The sequence below is a fragment of the Clostridium gasigenes genome, assembly GCF_017348895.1.
In the GTDB taxonomy this organism is placed as follows: Bacteria; Bacillota; Clostridia; order Clostridiales; family Clostridiaceae; genus Clostridium; species Clostridium gasigenes.
On record NZ_CP071376.1, the window covers coordinates 1988677 to 2010483 of the forward strand.

At 29.2% G+C, this 21807-nt stretch carries 15 protein-coding genes; 12 read left to right on the plus strand and 3 right to left on the minus strand.

Annotation, left to right across the window (positions count from 1 at the left end; all coding sequences use genetic code 11):
• The first annotated feature begins 18 nt into the window (after window positions 1-18).
• The 3 genes from J1C67_RS09395 (at window position 19) to J1C67_RS09405 (ending at window position 11481) form a co-directional block, all read left to right on the plus strand.
• A complete protein-coding gene (locus J1C67_RS09395) occupies window positions 19-2478 on the plus strand; it encodes a heavy metal translocating P-type ATPase (protein WP_167867347.1) in 2460 nt (819 codons plus the stop codon).
• Window positions 2479-2558: 80 nt separating this feature from the next.
• Entirely contained in the window at window positions 2559-2768 is a 210-nt protein-coding gene (locus J1C67_RS09400) for a heavy-metal-associated domain-containing protein (protein WP_089966627.1), read from the plus strand.
• Window positions 2769-2943: 175 nt separating this feature from the next.
• The gene (locus tag J1C67_RS09405; protein WP_167867348.1) at window positions 2944-11481 is read left to right on the plus strand and encodes a glycoside hydrolase family 94 protein; all 8538 of its coding nucleotides are present in this window, start codon (window positions 2944-2946) and stop codon (window positions 11479-11481) included.
• Window positions 11482-11699: 218 nt separating this feature from the next.
• Here J1C67_RS09405 and J1C67_RS09410 read toward each other — a convergent pair whose 3' ends face one another.
• The 3 genes from J1C67_RS09410 to J1C67_RS09420 all read right to left on the minus strand — a co-directional run bounded on the left by J1C67_RS09410 (window position 11700) and on the right by J1C67_RS09420 (window position 12377).
• Window positions 11700-11867: a hypothetical protein gene (locus tag J1C67_RS09410; protein ID WP_167867349.1), complete on the minus strand. Its 168-nt coding sequence runs from the start codon at window positions 11865-11867 to the stop codon at window positions 11700-11702.
• A gap of 46 nt (window positions 11868-11913) precedes the next feature.
• Complete coding sequence (locus J1C67_RS09415) at window positions 11914-12069, minus strand: hypothetical protein (RefSeq protein WP_167867350.1); 156 nt, start codon at window positions 12067-12069, stop codon at window positions 11914-11916.
• Between the two features lie 104 nt (window positions 12070-12173).
• Window positions 12174-12377, minus strand: a complete 204-nt coding sequence (locus tag J1C67_RS09420) for a hypothetical protein (RefSeq protein ID WP_167867351.1) — start codon at window positions 12375-12377, stop codon at window positions 12174-12176.
• A gap of 427 nt (window positions 12378-12804) precedes the next feature.
• Here J1C67_RS09420 and J1C67_RS09425 point away from each other — a divergent pair, with 427 nt between their 5' ends.
• The 9 genes from J1C67_RS09425 (at window position 12805) to J1C67_RS09465 (ending at window position 21804) form a co-directional block, all read left to right on the plus strand.
• Window positions 12805-13737 carry a type I phosphomannose isomerase catalytic subunit gene (locus J1C67_RS09425; protein ID WP_167867352.1) on the plus strand — a complete coding sequence of 311 codons (933 nt, stop codon included), beginning with the start codon at window positions 12805-12807 and terminating at the stop codon, window positions 13735-13737.
• Between the two features lie 18 nt (window positions 13738-13755).
• The gene (locus tag J1C67_RS09430; protein WP_167867353.1) at window positions 13756-14556 is read left to right on the plus strand and encodes an HAD family hydrolase; all 801 of its coding nucleotides are present in this window, start codon (window positions 13756-13758) and stop codon (window positions 14554-14556) included.
• A 37-nt stretch (window positions 14557-14593) separates the two neighbouring features.
• The gene (locus J1C67_RS09435; RefSeq protein WP_089966617.1) at window positions 14594-15178 is read left to right on the plus strand and encodes an ATP/GTP-binding protein; all 585 of its coding nucleotides are present in this window, start codon (window positions 14594-14596) and stop codon (window positions 15176-15178) included.
• 173 nt (window positions 15179-15351) lie between these two features.
• A complete protein-coding gene (locus J1C67_RS09440; RefSeq protein WP_167867354.1) occupies window positions 15352-15984 on the plus strand; it encodes a histidine phosphatase family protein in 633 nt (210 codons plus the stop codon).
• Window positions 15985-16107: 123 nt separating this feature from the next.
• Window positions 16108-16476 (plus strand): GtrA family protein, encoded by a 369-nt coding sequence (locus J1C67_RS09445; protein WP_167867355.1) that lies wholly within the window; start codon window positions 16108-16110, stop codon window positions 16474-16476.
• A gap of 29 nt (window positions 16477-16505) precedes the next feature.
• Window positions 16506-17441 (plus strand): glycosyltransferase family 2 protein, encoded by a 936-nt coding sequence (locus tag J1C67_RS09450; RefSeq protein WP_167867356.1) that lies wholly within the window; start codon window positions 16506-16508, stop codon window positions 17439-17441.
• A 20-nt stretch (window positions 17442-17461) separates the two neighbouring features.
• Window positions 17462-19129 (plus strand): DUF6056 family protein, encoded by a 1668-nt coding sequence (locus J1C67_RS09455; RefSeq protein WP_167867357.1) that lies wholly within the window; start codon window positions 17462-17464, stop codon window positions 19127-19129.
• A 139-nt stretch (window positions 19130-19268) separates the two neighbouring features.
• Window positions 19269-20864, plus strand: coding sequence for a peptide chain release factor 3 (locus J1C67_RS09460; protein WP_089966613.1), 1596 nt, complete (start codon window positions 19269-19271; stop codon window positions 20862-20864).
• Between the two features lie 208 nt (window positions 20865-21072).
• Entirely contained in the window at window positions 21073-21804 is a 732-nt protein-coding gene (locus tag J1C67_RS09465) for a hypothetical protein (protein ID WP_167867358.1), read from the plus strand.
• The last annotated feature ends 3 nt before the right edge of the window (window positions 21805-21807 follow it).

The window sequence follows — 21807 nt, forward strand, 5'->3', positions numbered from 1 at the left end:
GTAAGGGAGATGAAATACATGGCAACTAAGTCGTTAAAAATAGAAGGAATGACCTGTGCATCTTGTGCAAAAGCTGTAGAGAGAACAGCTAAAAAAGTTCAAGGAGTTTCTGAAGCAAGTGTGAATTTTGCTACAGAAAAACTTAATGTAAGCTTTGATGAAACAGTGGTATCTCTATCAGATATTCAATCAGCTATAGAAAAAGCTGGATACAAGGCTGTTATTGAAGCACGTAATAAAACATTAAAAATAGAAGGTATGACTTGTTCAGCTTGTGCAAAAGCTATAGAAAGAGTAACAAAAAAATTAGATGGTGTTATTGATTCTAATGTAAACTTTGCAACAGAAAAGTTAAGCATAAGTTATGAATCTTCAAAGATTAGAGTTTCTGATATAAAAAAGGCAATAGAAAAGGCTGGATATAAAGCCTTTGAAGAGGAAGATACTAATATAGATGAAGATAAAGAAAAGAAAGAAAAAGAGATCAAATTATTATGGAAGAAATTTATCATTTCTTTAATATTTACTATACCTCTACTTGTGATATCTATGGGACACATGGTAGGAGAAAAATTTGGATACAGCCTTCCAAAATTTATTGATCCTATGAGCAGCCCTAGAGTGTTTGCAATAGTACAATTGGTGTTAGTGATTCCAGTTATGATAGCTGGTAACAGATTCTTTAAAGTAGGATTTAAATCTTTAGTAAGAAAGAGTCCTAATATGGATTCATTAATTGCAATGGGTACTTCAGCAGCATTTTTATATGGAATATTTGCTATAGTACAGATTTTTGGAGGAAACATAGATTATGCCTATGATTTATATTTTGAATCAGCAGCAGTTATTATAACTCTAATTACACTTGGTAAATATTTAGAATCAGTTACAAAGGGTAAGACATCAGAAGCTATTAAAAAACTAATGGGTCTTGCTCCTAAAACAGCAATAATAATAAGAGATGGTAAAGAAATAGAAACTCCTATAGAAGAAGTTGAAGTAGGTGACATCATTCTAGTTAAACCAGGGGAAAAAATGCCTGTAGATGGAGTAGTTGTTCATGGGATAACCTCTGTAGATGAGTCAATGCTTACAGGAGAAAGCATGCCAGTAGAAAAAACTATTGGTGATAAAATAATAGGTGCAAGCATAAATAAAAATGGTGCAATAAAATATGAAGTAACAAAAGTTGGTAAAGATACAGCTTTAGCTCAAATTATAAAATTAGTAGAAGATGCTCAAGGGTCAAAAGCTCCAATAGCTAAATTGGCTGATATAATTTCAGGTTATTTTGTTCCCGTAGTTATGTCTCTGGCTATTATATCAGCCATTGTATGGTATATGTCTGGTGAAACAGGAGTATTTTCATTAACTATATTTATATCTGTTTTAGTAATTGCCTGTCCTTGTGCGCTAGGGCTAGCAACTCCAACAGCTATAATGGTTGGTACTGGTAAAGGAGCAGAATATGGTGTTTTAATAAAAAGTGGAGTTGCATTAGAAACTGCTCACAAGATAAAAACTATAGTATTTGATAAAACGGGTACTATTACAGAAGGTAAGCCAAAGGTTACAGATATAGTTGTTACAAATGGCATAACACAAAATGATTTATTACAGTTAGCGGCATCAGCAGAAAAAAGTTCTGAACATCCTCTTGGTGAAGCAATAGTAAAAGGTGCAGAAGAAAAGGGATTAGAATTTAAAAATTTAGATTTCTTTAAAGCAATTCCAGGTCATGGAATTGAAGTGAAAATAGATGGTAAAAACATTTTACTTGGAAACAGAAAGCTTATGGTTGAAAGAAATATATCATTGCAGAAGCTTGAAGAAACTTCTAATAAGCTAGCTAGTGAAGGTAAAACTCCTATGTATATAGCCATAAATGAAAAAATGGCAGGGATTATTGCTGTTGCGGATACTGTTAAGGAAAACAGCAAAAAGGCTATAGAAAAGCTTCGTAAAATGGGAATAGAAGTAGCAATGATTACTGGTGACAACAAAAGAACTGCTGAAGCTATAGCAAAACAAGTTGGAATAGATAGAATTTTAGCTGAAGTTCTTCCACAAGATAAAGCAAATGAAGTTAAAAAGCTTCAAGCAGAAGGGAAGAAAGTTGCAATGGTTGGTGATGGTATAAACGATGCTCCAGCACTTGCACAAGCAGACATTGGAATTGCTATAGGTTCAGGTACAGATGTGGCTATGGAATCCGCTGATATAGTTCTTATGAAAAGTGATTTAATGGATGTTCCAACAGCCATACAATTAAGTAAGGAGACTATCACAAATATTAAACAAAATCTATTTTGGGCATTTGGATATAATATATTAGGAATTCCAGTTGCCATGGGGATTTTATATATATTTGGAGGTCCGCTTTTAAATCCAATTATTGCAGCTGCAGCTATGAGTTTTAGCTCAGTATCAGTTTTATTAAATGCATTAAGACTAAAGGGATTTAAACCAGTTAAATAAGATAAGTATAGGCACCACATGGGTGTAATATTTTCCAAGGTTTCAAAAAAACAATATATAAATTTGAGGAGGAATAAAAAATGGAAAAGAAAATATTAGTTGAGGGAATGAGTTGTGGACATTGTGTTAATCATGTTAAGGAGGCGTTAAGTGAACTTAATGGAGTAACTAGTGTAACTGTAGATTTAGATGCTAAAACAGCAATTATTGAAGTATCAGTGGATGTAAATGATGAAGATATAAAATTTGCTATTGATGATGCAGGATATGAAGTTGTGGGAATAGAATAGCACCCCAGGGGTGTAATATTTTCCAAATAAGAAGTAAAATTTCCTTGTTAAAGGGAACTTTACTTCTTATTTTTTTTACCTGCTTATTAGAGTATTTATAAAATAAGAGTAAATAAATAAATCTTGGGAATAATAACCTCGTTGATAAAAAGTTGCTATAAAAGGAGAGAAATTTATGAATGAGAATAATTCCCTAATATGCAGAAAAGCAGTTTTGTTAGAGTTAAAAGAAGCCTTTAGTGGAATATTACACAATCACAAATATCTAAATAAGTTAGCTAAACAGGGGGAGGAAATTGCATTTGCAAGTGAATGGCTATTAGATAATATTTATCTAATAGAAAAAGAATATAAAGCCATAAAAGTTAACCTTCCGCTAAGTTATTTTAATAACTTACCAATGAAAGATAATGATAATAGGGATTGTCCTAGAATTTATTATTTAGCAAAGGATTATGTAATTAAAAATCAGGCAATGATAAAAGAAGAAGATCTTATAAAGTTTATAAAAAATACAAAGATAGATTTAACAATGGGAGAACTTTGGGCATTTCCATTAATGATTAGAATAGCACTTATAATCAATTTAGCAGGAGTAACAAGCAAAATGGTTTTGGTTCAAAAACAAAGAGAAGGAGCCACAAAACTTGCCAATATAGTGGTTGATGCATATGATCAATGTAAAGTTGAAGCTTTATTATTAAAATTGTCAAAGGAATATCCAATTAAAAATAATGAAATAAGTGATAATGATAATGAAATAAGTTTTATAGGAGATGATGAATCTTTACATGATGGTTTATTTTCTGCTGAGTTTATTGAAAAATTCTTTAAAATATTAAGAGATAATTCCATTGAAGATGAAAGAATATTTAAATTTGGGTTAGACAGATTGCAAAACAAAGATGAAGATAGCATTAAAAAAGCTGTTATAAAAGAGCAAATGAAGGAAGCATCTATAGAAACATCTATAGGAAGTACAATAAGTTCACTTCGAATTATAGAATCTATAAACTGGAAGAAGTTTTTTGATAAAACTTCAGAAGTGGAAAAATTATTAATGAAAGATCCAAGTGAAACTTATAAAAAAATGGAATTCTCATCAAGGGATTATTACAGACATAAAGTAGAAGAATTATCAAGAAAGTTTAATACTTCAGAAAAAAACATAGTAAATAGTGCATTAAAATTATCGATGCTTGCAATGAATGAAGAAAAGGAAAAGTTCAAAGCTCATGTTGGATATTATCTAATAGATGAAGGAGATGAAATACTAGCTAAGGAGTTTTCTTATAAAGGACCTCTTAAGCTAAAAATGTCAATCTCAAAATACTTAGGAATAATAGCTTTAATAACATTAGCTATTAATTTAGGTGTAATTTTATTAATATATGGATTAGGTGCAGGGTATACAAAAATGCAGTACATAATTGCATTTTTAATAATGCTAATACCAGCAAGTGAAATAACTATAACGTTATTCAATTGGAGTGTAGTTAAAATAAGAAGACCCGCACATATACCTAAATTAGATTACACAAAAGCTATAAATGAAAGCAATAAAACAATAGTAGTAATTCCAACAATTTTATCATCAGTAAATAGAACAAAAGAATTATTAAAAGAACTTGAGGTTTATTATTTAGCCAATAAATGTGATGGCTTATATTTTGTGCTTCTTGGTGATTTTAAGGATAGTAATACAGAAGAAAATAGTTTAGATAAAGAAATAAATGAAGAAGGATTAAGATATGTAAAAGTATTAAACAAGAAATATGCAAATAGTGTAGAACCAAAATTCTTTTTCTTAAATAGAAAAAGGATTTACAACAAAAAAGAAAAAGTGTTTATGGGCTATGAAAGAAAACGTGGAAAGCTCATGGAATTTATGGAACTACTAAAGGGTGAAAAAGAAACTAGTTATACAGTTATAAGTAGTGATATTGAAGGCTTAAAAAATGCAAAATACATAATAACATTAGATGCAGACACAATACTTCCAATGGATGCAGCCAAAAAGATGGTAGGGGCAATGAGTCATATATTAAATACTCCCCTTCTTAAAGATGGCAAGATAGTTCGAGGATATGGAGTAATGCAGCCAAAGGTTGGTATAACACTGGAAAGTAAAGATAGAACACAATTTTCAAAAATATTTGGAGCAGAAGCAGGAATTGACGGATACTCAACAGCCTCATCAGATACCTACCAAGATTTATTTGGAGAAGGAAGCTTCACAGGTAAAGGAATTCTAGATATTGATGTGTTTTATGAAGTATTAAAAAATGAAATACCCGAAAATAAAGTTCTTTCTCATGATTTATTAGAAGGATGCTATGCAAGGTGTGGATTGCTAACAGATGTAGAAGTTATAGATGGATATCCTGCCTTTTATGAATCTAGTTGTTTAAGACTACATAGATGGGTAAGGGGAGATTGGCAACTTTTAAGATGGATGGGTTCATCTAAGTTATCAGCTCTTTCAAAGTGGAAAATATTCGATAACCTCAGAAGAAGTCTTTTAGCACCAAGCTTATTAATTGGTTTAATTTTAACACTAACAGTGTTAAAAGGGGCAGAGCAGGTTATTATGCTCCTATTATTTGCAGCAATAACTCCACTTGTTTTTACAATAATTGATTTTGTTGTTACCCCTAAAAACAAATTAATGGGAACATTTAAAAGCTTAAAGCAAATAGTATTAATAATAAGCTTTATACCCTATCAATCTTATTTAATGATTGATGCTATATGCAGAACACTATTTAGGCTAGTAATATCAAAAAAGAATTTGTTGCAATGGAAAACAGCAGAAGAGGCAGAAAAATCTGTTAAAAATACTCTTGGTGGATATTATAGAAGAATGTGGATATCGTTAGTTATGGCAGTGTTAATATTAATACTAGCATTTAATAATTATAGTATTATGGGAATAGTTAGCATACCTTTAGTAGTGCTATGGATATTTGCACCATTTTTAGCCTATAAAATTTCTGAAATAGGGTTTGAGGTAAAAGAATATTTAGAAGAAGATGACGAAAACTTTTTAAGAAGCTTAAGTAGAAGTATTTGGGCATATTATGAAGATTTTGTTAATGAAGAAAATAATTTTTTGCCACCAGACAACTATCAAGAAAAGCCTTTTAAGGGAATAGCACATAGAACTTCACCAACTAATATTGGTATGGGGCTCATAAGTAATATAATGGCTTATGATTTAGGCTACATTACAATGGGTGAAGTTATAAATCGATTAGAAGAAGAACTAGCAGGAATGAGAGATCTTGAAAAATACAAGGGACATTATTTGAACTGGTATGATACAAAAAATAAAAGTTCTCTATGGCCAAGATACGTATCTACAGTAGATAGTGGAAATCTTCTAGGTTATTTATGGATAATAAAAGAAACATTAAATGACTTTAAAAACAAACCTTTAATTAAAAAGGATGAATTAAAATCATTAAAAGATAGCTATTCATTAATTAGAGAAGAAGATAATAGTGATATAGAAGATAGCCTGCCAGATGAAATAGATGTAAGAGAATATAAAGAGCTTTTAGAAAGTGAGCTAGTAACTATTAATAATTTATTAGAGAGCTATGTTAATGAAGAAAAAGATACTAAGGAACATTATTGGATAAATAAATCAAAAATAGAAGCTGAAATGAAGTTAGATTTTTATGAATCTATATTTGGTGGAATTGAAAAAATAGTTGAAGATACATTTATGGGAGAAAGAAGCCCGTCAATAATAGAAACAAAAGAATTTTTAAATAAAATTAAGGATACTCAAGAAGAAGCATTTACAAATATACTAGAAAAAAGAATAAAAAGATTAGATGATTTTGAAGCTAGAATAGAAGAAATAATTTCTGAAATTCAAAACATAATGGATGCTATGAATTTTAAATCATTATTTAATGAAGAAAGAGGATTATTTTCAATAGGATATAATTTAGAAGAAGATAGCCTTGGAGATTCTTATTATGATTTAATGGCATCAGAAGCAAGAACAGCATCATTTCTTGCAATAGCAAGAGGGGAAGTGCCTAAAAGTCATTGGTATAATTTAAGTAGGAATATGACTAAAGCATTCGGACAAAAAAGTTTAGTTTCATGGAGTGGAACTATGTTTGAGTATTTTATGCCATTTCAAATAATGAAAAGTTATAAAGAGACTCTATTAGATGTAACTTATAACTCGGTAATAGAAGCGCAAAAAGATTATGCAAGTAATAGAAAAACTCCATGGGGAATTTCAGAATCGGCATATTATGAATTTGATGTAGATCAAAATTATCAATATAAAGCATTTGGAGTTCCTGGAATAGGCTTGAAAAGAGGTCTTGAAGATGAAGTTGTAATATCACCTTATTCAACAATAATGACACTACCTTATAAAAATGATGGCGCAATAGACAATTTAAGAGCTATTAAATCTCTTGGAGCTGTAGGAAAATATGGGTTTATAGAAGCTTTAGATTATACAGCGGGAAGAGCTTTAAAAGGTGAAAGTGAAAAAGAAAAAGAAGTAAGATGTTATATGGTACATCATTTAGGAATGTCTCTAATGGCATTAGATAATGTTTTAAATAATAACATATTACAAGAAAGATTTCATAATATACCAGAGATAAAAGCAACGGAACTACTATTAAAAGAAAGAGTTTCAAATAATATAATATTTGAAAGAGAAGTGGATATTAATAACCCTGAAAATAAAATAGAAAAGCAATATTTTGTTCCAAGAATATTTGAGGGAACAAAAAGTGATGATCCAGAAATCTTATTGTTGTCAAATGGAAGTTATAGTACCATGATTACTCAAAATGGAAGTGGGTATTCTAAAAAAGATGATATGACAGTTTATAGATGGAAAGGTGATTCTACAACTGATTCAACAGGAATGTTTTTCTATATAAAAGATCAAGGTTCTAAAGAATATTGGAGTGCTACATATGAACCTTGCAAAAAGGATTGGAATTACAATGTGGAGTTTACCTTAGATAAGGCGAAATTCCAAAGAAAAGATAATAATATAGAAACAAATTATGAAGTGGTATTATCAACAGAGGATGATGTTGAAATAAGAAAGTTAACATTTAGAAATACTGGAGAAGATGAAAAAAACATTGAGATAACAAGTTATTTAGAAGTTACTTTAGCGTCGTTTGAAGCTGATGTTGTTCATCCAGGTTTCTCTAATTTGTTTATAAACACTGAATTTGATGAAGAAACACAAAGTTTAATAGGAAACAGAAGAGCAAGATCAAAGGATGGTAAAACACCTTATATTCTTAATAAAATAGTAGTAGATAACCTGGAAAATAGCCAAATGAGTTATGAAACATCAAGAATAAACTTTATAGGAAGAGGCAGAGATTTGAAATCGCCAGAAGTTATGGATAATGGTGCAGCCCTGAGCAACACTACAGGAATAGTTCTAGATCCAATAATGAGTCTAAGAACAAAGCTAAAAATAAAAGCTGGGGAAGAATGTGAAATCTATTATATAACAGCTATTGGTGAGAGTAAAAACGAAGTTTTAAATTTGCAGGCTAAATATAGCAATACAAAAATAATAGAGAAGGTTTCAGAAAGCTATAACTATTCAAGTCAATTAGAATTAAAGTATATAGGAGTAAAATCTGCACAGGCAAATATATATCAAAGATTGGCATCCAATATATTATTTCTGCATAGTGGAAGAGAAAATAGGGAAACCTTTATAAAAGATATAAAATTGAACCAAGAAAATCTTTGGTCCTATGGAATATCCGGAGATTTACCAATTGTAATGTTAGTGGTTAATAATGAAGATGATATTGATCTGGTAGCGCAAGTGGTTAACATGCATTTTTACTTGAGAAGAAAAGGGCTTAAAGTTGATTTAATTATATATAATGAAGAGGAAATATCTTATGAAGAACCATTACAAAAAAGCATTGGAGAATCAATAAGAAATTCTAATTCAAGAGATAACCTAAACAAACCAGCAGGGATCTTTATTCATAATAAAGCTACTATGGGAGAAGAAATTAAATTTTTCCTAATAGGAATAGCAAGGCTTTTCATAGATTCAAAGAATGGTACTTTAGTAAATCAAATAGGATTAGCTAATGATGATGAACCAAAAAATTATTTAAGACATAAGGAACTTTATAATGTTAAAGGAATTAGAAAACAAGTTTCAAATAACATTATAGAGGAAGAAAATATAGAAGAACCTACTCAAATTAAAAAAGTGAATACACTTAAAAACACAAAACACAAAACTAAATTAAATGAAGAAAAATTAATAAAACAGGGAAATCATGATTTTGATGAAAAGAAGCTAGACTTCTTTAATGGCTACGGAGGTTTTAATAGAGAAAAAAATAGCTATGTAATTAAGCTTAAAAACTATGAAAACACTCCTGCTCCATGGATCAATGTCATTTCCAATGAAGATTTTGGCTTCCATATTTCCGAGGCGGGAGCATCCTATACCTGGTGTGGAAACAGTAGGGAAAATAAAATAACGCCTTGGAGCAACGATTGGGTAATAGATCCACTTGGAGAAGCTTTATATATAAGAGATGATAATACAGGAGAATATTTCAGTATAACTCCAAAGCCTATAAGAGACGATGGAGAATATATTATAGAGCATAGCTTTGGTTACTCCACTTTTAGACATACTGCATATAATATTAGTGGAGTAATGACTGCTTTTTCACCAAAAGGTGAGAAGTTAAAGCTTTATAAAGTAACTCTTGAAAATTTATCATCAGTAGATAAAGAATTATCTTTGTTCTACTATGCTCAATTAGTCCTTGGAGTACATAATTACGAAAGTTCAAAATACATAAGTACATATATCCAAGGGAATTACATTGGAGGCCAAAATCCTTTTAGTAAATATTTTGGAAAACTAAAAGCTTATTTATCAATAAAAGGTGGAGACAAACAAAGCTTCACAGGAGATAGAAAAGAGTTTATAGGAATAGGAGGAGATTTATCAACTCCTAGAGCTTTAAAATATGAAATGTTATCAAATAATTCTGGAGGAATATTAGATCCTTGTCTTGCAGCTTCAACTAAAATAAAGCTTAAATCTGGAGAAAAAAGAGATTTAGTTATAATATTAGGGCAAGAGGAAGAAGAGAATTTAATAGAAGAAAGAATTGAAAAATACAATAATATATCAGAAGTTGATAACTCTTTAGAAAATGTAAAACAATACTGGTCAAATTTCCTAGGAAATATACAAGTTAAGACACCAGATCCATCAATGAACTATATGCTAAATGGATGGTTAATGTATCAAACATTAAGTTGTAGATATTTAGCAAGAACAGCCTTTTATCAATCAGGTGGAGCTTATGGGTTCAGAGATCAACTTCAGGATTCAATATCAATTGGAATATTAAATCCTAAAGTTACAAGAGAACAAATTTTAAGAAGCGCATCAAGGCAATATGTAGAAGGTGATGTTCAACATTGGTGGCATCCAGTTATTAATTCGGGTATAAGAACAAGATTTTCAGATGATTTATTATGGTTACCATATGTACTTATTGGATACATAGAATCAACAGGAGACTATGATATTTTAAAAGAAAAAGTATCATACTTAGAAGATGAACCTCTAAGAGAAGGCGAAGATGAAAGATACACAATAGTAAATAAGAGTAATAAAGAAGGAACTATTTACGAGCATTGCCTAAAAGCTATAGATAGAGCATTGAAGTTTGGAGAGCATAATATACCTCTTATGGGTAGTGGAGATTGGAACGATGGAATGAGTACTGTAGGAAATAAAGGCAAAGGGGAAAGTGTATGGCTAGGTTGGTTCTTATATAAAATACTAGATGGATTTACAGATATTTGTGAAAAGCAAAATGATAATGATAAAAAAGAAGAGTACTTGAAATTCCAAGAGTTCATAAAAGAAAATCAAGAAAAGAGCGGTTGGGATGGAGATTGGTATAGAAGAGCTTACTTTGACGATGGAACTCCATTAGGTTCTAAGGAAAATGATGAATGTAAAATAGATTCATTAGCACAAAGTTGGTCAATTATATCAGGTGCTGCAAACAAAGAGAGAAGCATAGAAGCAATGAAATCTGTAGATAAATATTTAGTAAATAAGGATAAGGGAATGATAATGCTATTATCACCTCCATTTAATAATTCTAATTTGGAACCAGGTTACATAAAAGGTTATGTGCCTGGAGTTAGAGAAAATGGTGGCCAATATACTCATGCAGCAGTATGGGTAATCCTAGCATTAACAAAACTAGGTATGGGAGATAAAGCATGGCAATATTACAACATGATAAATCCAATAAATCATTCAAACACAGAAAGAGAAGCTAGAAACTATAAGGTTGAACCCTATGTTATGGCAGCAGATGTCTACATAAAAGAACCTCATGGTGGAAGAGGCGGATGGAGCTGGTACACTGGAGCATCTGGATGGATGTATAAAGTTGGTCTTGAAGATATTTTAGGTCTAAGAAAAGTAGAAGGAAAAGGCTATGAAATAAAACCATGTGTGCCAAATGATTGGAACGAATATGAAATAGATATAAAAGAAGAAGATGCAAAATATCATATAAAAGTAATTAGAGGAGCCGAAAAAGGTATAAGCATAAATGGAAAGAAAATTGTCGGAAGCTTAATACCAAAAACAAAAGGTGAAGTTGATGTAATAGTAATAATTTAAAATGGTTTAGAAGAAATCCCCTATGGCCTTTAGCCTAGGGGATTAATTCGTCACAAATAATTAACTTAAAAACTAGTTTATCTGTTAAAGAAATAAAATTACTTAGAAAGTAATTTTAAGATTAATCCCATAATTAATTAAGAAAGAATAACCTAACCATTAAATTGGTTAGGTTATTTTGGTTGTTAATTTATTTTACTAGGCGTTCAATATAATATTTAAAGATTTTCAGTATCATTTCTCATATAATGATGATTAAAATCATCATAAATTCTATTTTCAGAACTAAATTCATAATAAGAAGGTCCCACATAATTTAAGTTGCTTCTATCAGGATACATACTACTTAAAGAAAAAAAAGTCTGAGTATTTCTAGGTTCCCGCATATAAATCATCTCCTATATAAATAATAATAAATCTTAAACAAAATTATTATTTAAAAGAATTAGGATTTTGCCTTTGTAAAATTTCTTTATTAGTGTAATTATAATCAGAAGTACCTGTGTTAGTTGAATTATTAGGCTTTGCAAAATTCTTTCCAACTGAAGGTATTACGCCATCATTAGAACTATTTTTTTTCTTAGTCATATTAAATTCGTCACTAAAAATTCATAGAAACTACAAATCTTAGTAACTTCCTCCCTTCTTTCAATAAATTAGGTGTTTAGTTTAACTGCAAAAAGTCATAAAAACTAAGGATTAACAGTAATATCCTCATCAACATTAAAATCTTCAGTATTATCAAACTCTACATTAGAAATATTATTTGCAACTATATCGTCAGTTACTGTATTTGCTAGTGGAGTTGAGCTACCATCAGGAGCATAGCTAACTAAAGCTTCTTTAGGTGGTGCATAACCAGTTTTAACTAAAGGTAAATAAGTTTTTTTATGCATATTAATAGAACCTCCTTAAATATTATTTTATTTTGTACATGTCAGGAATCTCTAAATAACTTTTCAGTATTTTAGGATTCTTTAAGTTAGGCGCCATAACTTACTTAGTTAGTATTTGTCTTAAAGAAAAATTAATGTGTAGAATTATATGTTAAAAAACCAACAATTAAGGGATATTGTAAGTGAAAAATCAGGGATATAAAAAAAAAAGTAGAAGAAACTAGCCTAAAAAGCTTTGAGTTGTCAGATTCTTTAAGCTCTCTAAGGAGATTTTTTTATTAAATTATGATAAAATATAAACCTATGAAAGATTTAAATTAGATAAGGCGCTTCAAAAAATAATAAACCCTTTGTGAGCCTATTATTTTTAAAAAGTTCCTAAATAAAATCTATAAAAATATATTTAAGATATAAGGAGATAGATATTATGTACCCAATTAGATTTGAAAATTTATATTATGAAAAAATATGGGGTGGAAGAGATTTCGAAAACTTCAGAAATAATATGCCAGAAGGATTAATAGGAGAAAGTTGGGATATAGCTTGTCACCAAAATGGTACAGGAGTTGTTTCAAATGGAAAATATAAAGGAATGGGATTTGAAGAACTAATTAAAAAGGAAGGCGTTAATCTTTTAGGTAATAAGGTTAATGCAGAGAAATTCCCATTACTTATTAAATTAATAAATTCAAAAGAAAATTTATCAGTACAAGTACATCCAGGTGATGAATACGCAGCTAAACATGAAAATGAATTTGGTAAAACAGAAGCGTGGTATGTTATAGATGCAAAACCAGGAGCTACTTTAATAGTTGGAACTAAGGATTGTGATAAAGAAATTTTTGCAAAAGCAATTGAAGAAGGTAGGTCAGAAGATTTCTTAAATAAAATAGAAGTTAAGAAAGGTGATTGTTTCTTAATAGATAGCGGACTTGTACATGCTATATGTGAAGGTGTTATTATTGCAGAAATACAACAAAACAGTGATGTAACTTATAGAGTTTATGATTATGGTAGACCAAGAGAAATACATGTAAAAAAAGCTTTAGATGTAATAAAATTTGATTTGAAATGCAAAAATCTTAAAGGTGAGGAAAGAGATTTTGGCGGTTTTAAATCAGCATTACTATGTAAAAATGAATATTTTGGTATTGAAAAATATACAATAAAGACAGTAGCTCAGCAAATGAGTGATGAAGAAAGATTCCATATGCTAACATGCGTAGAAGGATGTGGACAAGTGATTGCAGCAGGATACATAGAAGAAATTAAAACTGGAGATAGCATATTAATACCAGCGACACTTGGACATTATGAAATAAAAGGAAATCTAGTAGTATTAAAAAGTTATTCAGTATAGTGAATAGATGGAGGAATTATGAAGACATATAAAGGTGTTATATTTTTTGATGTAGATGGAACTATAATAGATTGTGCAAACGGTATAAATGTTCCTACAAAGAAAACAAGGGAATCTATAAAAAAATTAAAAGAATCAGGATATTTAACAATACTTGCAACAGGAAGACCAATGAGTTTTGTAAATAAAGATTTATTAAATCTAGGACTTCATGGGTACATTGCATCTAATGGATCATATGCAAAAATTGAGGATGAAATTATCTTTGATTATCCTATTGAAAACTCTATGTTAGCAGAATTAGTAGAGTATTTTCATGAAAATAAAATAGACTATATTTTAGAAGGACAAGAAGCTAGTTATGTTTTAAATCTAGATGGAGATAAAATGAAAGCAATAATTAAGGATTCAGGACTTGGAGATGCTCGTTTTATAGATAAGTGGGATATAAAAACTGTTAGAACTAATAAAATAGTGGTAGTTCTAAATGATGAAAATATGTATAAGAAAATTCAAGAAAAATATAAAAATAAATATGCATTTATGATTCATCCAGGCGGAAATTCTTTTGAAATTTATATAGGTAAATACACTAAAGGTTATGGAATTGAGCAATTAATAAAAAAACTAGGAATAAATCAGGAAGATACCTATGCCTTTGGAGATGGAGAAAATGATATTGAAATGTTCCAAGTTGTAAAACACGGAATAGCAATGGGTGGATATCATGCAAGGCTAGAAGAACATGCGTATGATTTCACAGAAAATGTAGAAAATGAAGGTATATATGAAGGCTTAAAGAAATTAAAATTAATATAAGGCATTTTAATATGTCTAAACTTTGGAGGAATAACTAATGCCAAATAGAATTGCTATTTTAGGTGGACCAAGATGTGGAAAAACAACTTTAATACAACAATTATATGTTGAATTAAAAATAAGAGATTTAAATGTAGGGGTCGCTACAGAATATAGTACAGAGTATTTAAGAGATAAAGGAATGATTGAAAACATAGCAGAGCAATATGGAATATACTTAGGACAACTTCATTTAGAAGATGGTTTAAATGAAGTTGACTATGCAATAACTGATTATGCAACCTTTGTACCATACATATACGGTAGATTTATGTTAGGGGATAAAAAGAGAACTGTAAAAGAAATAGAAATATTAAAAGATTTATATGTTTTAGCATTAAGGGATCTACCAAAGTATAATCATATATTTTTTGTTCCAAGAGAGTTTGGTTATTCAAAGGATGGAGTAAGATGGCAAGATGAAGAAGTTGCAAAGGCAGTAGATAAAGCAATTTTAAGTTTCCTAGAAGCTGAAAATGTAAAATATACAATAATCACAGGATTAACAAAAGAAAGATCAGATAAAATTTTAGAAATTATTGAAGTAGATAAAATAGAAGTAAACCAAATAAAGTTAGTCTAAATTATCAGTGAGGATTAAATTACTCAGTAGGGATTAAATTATCAGTGAGGATTAAATTAATCCTCACTTTTCTAATGTTTAAAACAATGAGATAAATTAAATTGTTTCATTATTATAGTATTTGAAATGATGGAATAAATTACACCCCAGGGGTGACTAAAGGAGGAATAATTATGACAAAATTATATATTACAAGACATGGGGAAACAGAGTGGAACACAAAAGGTATTATGCAAGGCTTTGGAAATTCTCCTTTAACTGAGCTTGGACGTGAACAAGGTAAATGGTTAAGAGATAGAATGAATGATTTACATATAGATGTTATATATTCAAGCCCAAGTGGCAGAGCGTATGAAACAGCAGAGATAATAAAAGGTGATAGAGATATAGAATTGTTAGCAGATGATGGGTTAAGAGAAATAAACATGGGACAATGGGAAGGTCTATGTCAAGATGAAATAAAAGAGCTTAGTGAAGAAAATCACTTTAATTTTTGGAACTTACCATCAAAATATATTTCAGTTGCTGGGGAAAATTACTATGAATCTAGAGAGAGAAGTTATAATACTATTACTAAAATATTAGAAAAAGAAAAAGGAAAAACTATACTTATAGTTACCCATACAGTAACTTTAAAAGGATTTTTAAATATGCTTCAAAATCAAGAAATAGATTCAATAGTGAAGCCTCCATTTATAAAACAAACAAGTCTTACAGAAATAGACTTTAATGAAGAAGGATATAAAATTCTTAATTTAGCATGTATGGAACATCATGAATATTCACGAAAAGAATTTAATGAATAGATCATGCATAGCGGTGTAGGGGTAAAATGTATTGAAAGTAAATGTTATTAATGGTAAACTTATGAAGTGAAAAATGTGTAAAATAAAAGGGGTGGAGAAAGAGTGTTGGTGAAAAATACTATTATGGAGAAGGCAAGAGAAGTTTTTAGATTTGGAATTATCGGAGGGATAGCAACAGCGATACAATATATAGTGTATGTGTGCTTATATTCAAGTTTAGGTACAAATGTAGCATATACATTAGGTTATTTAGTAAGTTTATGCTTTAATTTTATACTGTCAAATTATTTTACCTTTAAAACAAAACCATCTAAAGAGGGTGGAATTAAATTTGTACTAGCCCATGGATTTAATTATATATTACAATTATCAATGTTAAACATATTTATATATATTAGCATTCCTAAAAAAATAGCTCCATTCATAGTATATTCTATTAGTATACCTATAAACTATTTATTAGTTAGCAAGGCATTAAATAAAAAGAAGTAGGAAATATTATATAAGGGATGGGGAGTTTTATGGATGATAAGAGAATAACAATAGTTGTTCCATGCTATAATGAAGAAAAAATGATAAATATATTTTATGTTGAATGTAATAAAGTATTGGAAAAAATTGATGGATATAGATTTGAATATATATTTATTAATGATGGAAGTAAGGATAAAACATTAATAAATTTAAAAGAAATAGCAAAAGATGATAATCGAGTTAAGTTTATCTCTTTCTCAAGAAATTTTGGTAAAGAGGCAGCTATATTAGCAGGCTTAGAAAAATCAGAAGGAGATTTTGTAGTTTTAATGGATGCAGATCTACAACATCCACCAGCATTGATCTTAGAAATGATTAATTATATAGAAGATGGTTGGGATTCGGTTTCAACTAAAAGAATAAGCAGAAAAGGTGAATCTTTTATGAGATCACATTGTTCTAAATTATTTTATAAAGTTATAAATTCTATATCTGATATAGCTATAACTAGAGGGGCAACAGATTATAGAATTATGTCAAGAAAAATGGTAGATTCAGTTCTAAAACTTGGAGAGTATCATAGGTTTAGCAAGGGGATTTTTGAATGGGTTGGATATGATACTAAATGGATAGAATATGAAAGTGAAGATAGGATAGAAGGCGAAAGTAAGTGGTCATTCATATCATTATTTAGATATGCAATAGAGGGAATTGTATCATTCTCAACAATTCCATTAAAAGTATCATCCTTTGTTGGAAGTTTATCAGCTATAGGAAGTTTTATTTATTTAATATATATAATATTTACAACACTAATTAATGGTAAAGATGTACAAGGGTATGCATCTATGATTTGTTTAATTATGTTCTTTGGAGGAATTCAACTAATAGCGCTTGGAATTATTGGAGAATATTTAGCTAGAACGTATATGGAAAGTAAAAAAAGGCCTAATTATTTTATAAAAGAAGACAATATTATATAAAAAGGCAGGGGGATATAATTGTGAGTCAAAAAGTTGAAAAACAAGAATGGGTTTTTAAATATAGTAAATATATTTTCCTTATTGCACTACTAGTTATAATGTATGCAATACATAAATATATTTTTTTATATGCAGATGATTTATATTATAGTAGAGATGCGGTAGCTTCTATGAATAATATACCAGCTTTTGCACTAGAGGAATTAAAGGCAAATGGGAGAGTATGGATTCATTTCCTTTTGCAAATATTGTTGCTAGATAAAATATTATACTTTAGAATAGTAAATCCTATTGTAATAGTATTAGTTGCTTTTTTAATAGCAAAAGTAAGTGTAGGAGAGTTTGTTAATAATAAGAGATTTTTAATTGCAACAGGAGCCTCAAGCTTATTTTTCTTATTATTACATATAGAGATAAGTCAAGATACACTATATTATGCAGCTTGTAGCCTAAATTATTTATATCCTATGGGGGTTGTTATATTATATGGATACATGATTTTGAAAGAATATGAAAAAAATAATGATGATTATAAGGTGAACTTTTTTCTGGTAATAATAGCTCTATTTTCTGGGGCATCATCACAACAATCGGGGATGATAGCTATAGGATTTATGATAATGACTAGTATTTATTATATATTAGTTAAGAGAAAAAAAATGAATATTAAAGTTCTATGGTATTATGTAAGTTTACTATTAGGATATGGAACTATACTATTTGGATCTATATTAAGAATGAAAGCTGATAAGGAAACTGGGACTAAGATAGTTTTTTTAGACACTTTATCTGCAGTTTTAAAAATAAACATATTTTCTAAACAGGTAGCAATATTTGTAATTATAATTTCGATATGTTCAATTTTTACAATATTACATTATACAAATAAAGTGAAAGCTAATAAGTCACTTTATCTGATTAATATAGGGATAATAGTTGCTTTTACAACTGCTATATTTATGTATGTTTATATAATATTATATAGAGGTTTAATTTCTAATCTTTTTGAAGGAAGTATAAAGAAAATTATATTTATTATTGGATTTACAGCGTTATATTTAATAGTGAATTTATATGCGACAACTTTAATACTAATTAAAGATAATAAGCCGATGGTTTTATTTTGTACAGTAAATGCAATTGGTGCACAAATGATGTTATTAATAGCAGATGCTAGATATGCAGACACATACAGAGTAATGTTTCCATCATTAATACTAATGATGATATTTGTTGTTTATTCAATAGTAAAATTCTTTGAAAATAAATTCTTTATTATATTTTTAACATTAGCTATATTTATAAATATAGTTCCTATTGATAGATTTAATAGAGCGTCTATATTAGTAATGGTACTTATAATTTCTGTGAGTCTACTATTACTATTTATATTAAAAGATAGATTTGAAAATTTAATAAAGATATTTATGATTAGCATATGTATAATATTATCTGTAGTTAACGTATCTAAGGCATATAAAGGATATAAATATGTTTCATATTCTCAAAATTATAATATAAAAGCTATAGAAGAGTATAGAGCAAATGGTAGTAATGGAATATTAACATTTAAACGAGTACCAGAAACTATACACGGACATAGTTTAGGACACTGGAATAATATGCCTTATTTCATGAAGCAATGCTATGGATTAAGAGAAGATATAAAAGTAGAATATATAGATTAGAATATAAAATTAGATTTATAGGTAGTTAATTGTTAGAAAACAATTATATTTCTAACAATTAACTATATTCCACTTTTAAGTTATAATATATTAGGTTATAATAAATAATTAGGATACATAAATCAAGGAGGAAAATAATTTGGTTGATTATATAAATGAAATAGAGAAAAGAAGAACTTTCGCTATCATATCTCATCCTGATGCGGGTAAAACTACATTAACAGAAAAATTTCTGTTATATGGTGGTGCTATAAGACTTGCAGGGTCAGTAAAGGCAAGAAAAGCTTCAACACATGCAGTTTCTGATTGGATGGAAATTGAAAAACAAAGAGGTATATCAGTTACTTCATCAGTTATGCAATTTAACTATAATAATAATTGTATTAACATACTAGATACTCCAGGACATCAAGATTTCTCAGAAGATACATATAGAACACTTATGGCTGCAGATAGTGCAGTTATGGTTGTAGATGCGGCTAAGGGTATAGAAGATCAAACAAGAAAACTATTTCAAGTTGCTTCACTTAGAGAAATGCCTATATTTACATTCATAAATAAAATGGATAGAGAAGCTCAAGATCCATTTAAATTATTAGACGACATAGAAAATGAACTTAGAATTAAAACTTATCCAATGAACTGGCCAATTGGTTCAGGTAGTGACTTTAAAGGCGTTTATGAAAGAGACAATAAAAGAATCATAGCTTTTAAAGCTGGGAACCATGGAGCAAAGGCAGTAGACGCAATAGAAGGTGCTATAGATGATCCAAAGTTTAGAGAAATATTAGGAGTAGGTCTTCATCAAAAGCTAATGGAAGATATAGAACTTTTAGATATAGCTGGAGATGATCTTGATTTAGAAGCTGTTAGAACAGGAGAATTAACACCAGTATTCTTCGGGTCAGCATTAACAAACTTCGGTGTAGAACCATTTTTAGAGCATTTTTTAGACATGACTACATCACCACTTCCAAGAAATTCAAGCGTTGGAACTATAGATCCATTTGAAGATAATTTCTCAGCTTTCGTATTTAAGATACAAGCAAACATGAATAAAGCTCATAGAGATAGAATTGCATTTATGAGAATATGTTCAGGTAAATTCACTAAGGGTGAAGATGTATTCCATATGCAAGGTGGCAAAAAGCTAAAACTTGCTCAACCTCAACAATTTATGGCTCAAGATAGAGAAATAGTTGAAGAAGCATATGCAGGAGATATAATCGGAGTATTTGATCCAGGTATATTCTCAATAGGAGATACACTTTGTGCACCTTCAAAGAAATTTAAATTTGAAGGAATACCAACTTTCGCTCCAGAACATTTTGCAAGAGTAAGACCAGAAGATACAATGAAGAGAAAACAATTCGTTAAAGGTGTTACACAAATTGCACAAGAAGGTGGAATCCAAGTATTTAGAGAACTCCACATAGGGATGGAAGAAATAATAGTTGGAGTTGTAGGAGCTTTGCAATTTGAAGTTCTAGAATACAGATTAAACCATGAATATAATGTTGAAATTAAAATGGATAGACTTTCCTATAGATATGCAAGATGGATAGAAAACCAAGAAATAGAGGCAGATAAATTAAACTTAACTTCAGATACAAAGAAAGTTAAGGACTTTAAAGGTAGAAACATACTTATATTCCAAAATGACTGGGGTATTAGCTGGGCGTTGCAACATAATGAAGGGCTAGTTCTTTCAGGAGTAGGTAAAAGCGACGACTAATTTGTTAAGTCATTTTCAAAAAATAACAAGTCAATGTATATCCACTTTGACTTGTTATTTTTTTTAAAGACCTAAAGTAACAAATCAGTATTTACATATTTTAGGATTGTTTTGTGTTATAATAAATTTAAAATAATAAGTATTTTTAATTTACATTTATGTAGCAATCTAAAAAAACTAAATTGCTGAAAATGAGGAGAAAAATATTATGAAATGTGATTTTTCATTCGAACATTATAAGGAAATTATAAAAAAAATAAAAGATGCAGGCTATAAAAGTAGCTTTCTAAAAGAAAAAATTAATGGTAAACAAATAATAATAAGACATGATGTAGATTTAGACTTAGATGCAGCACTAGAAATGGCTAAAATAGAAGCTGATATGGGAATGATAGCATGTTATTTTATATGGATAAATGCTCCTTTTTATAATATTTTCGAACAAAGATATACTAAAATAATTAACGAAATTATATCATTAGGGCATGAAGTTGGATTACACTTTGATGAAACTTGCCATGAATGTAAAACTATTGATGATATGTTATTTTGTATTGATAAAGAATGTGAATTTTTAAATGACCATTTAGATATAAAGATAGAATCAGTATCTTTTCATAGACCAACAGAAAGGATATTAAATAGTGATTTAAAACTTGGTAAATATATAAATACATATTCACAGAAATTTTTCAAACAATTTAAATATATTTCAGATAGTAAAGGATTATGGAAGGAAGATTGTATGTGTAAGATTCTTGATAATATAGAAAATGAAAAAATACAATTTTTAACTCATCCTATATGGTGGAAAGAAAAAAGTCTTAATAATCAAGATAGATTAAAAGAGTTTTTAGAATTTAAACTAAAAAAAATGAATAATGAGATATCTGAAAATATAAAGAGTTATGAGAAAAAAGATTTTAAAATAACAGAGTAGAAG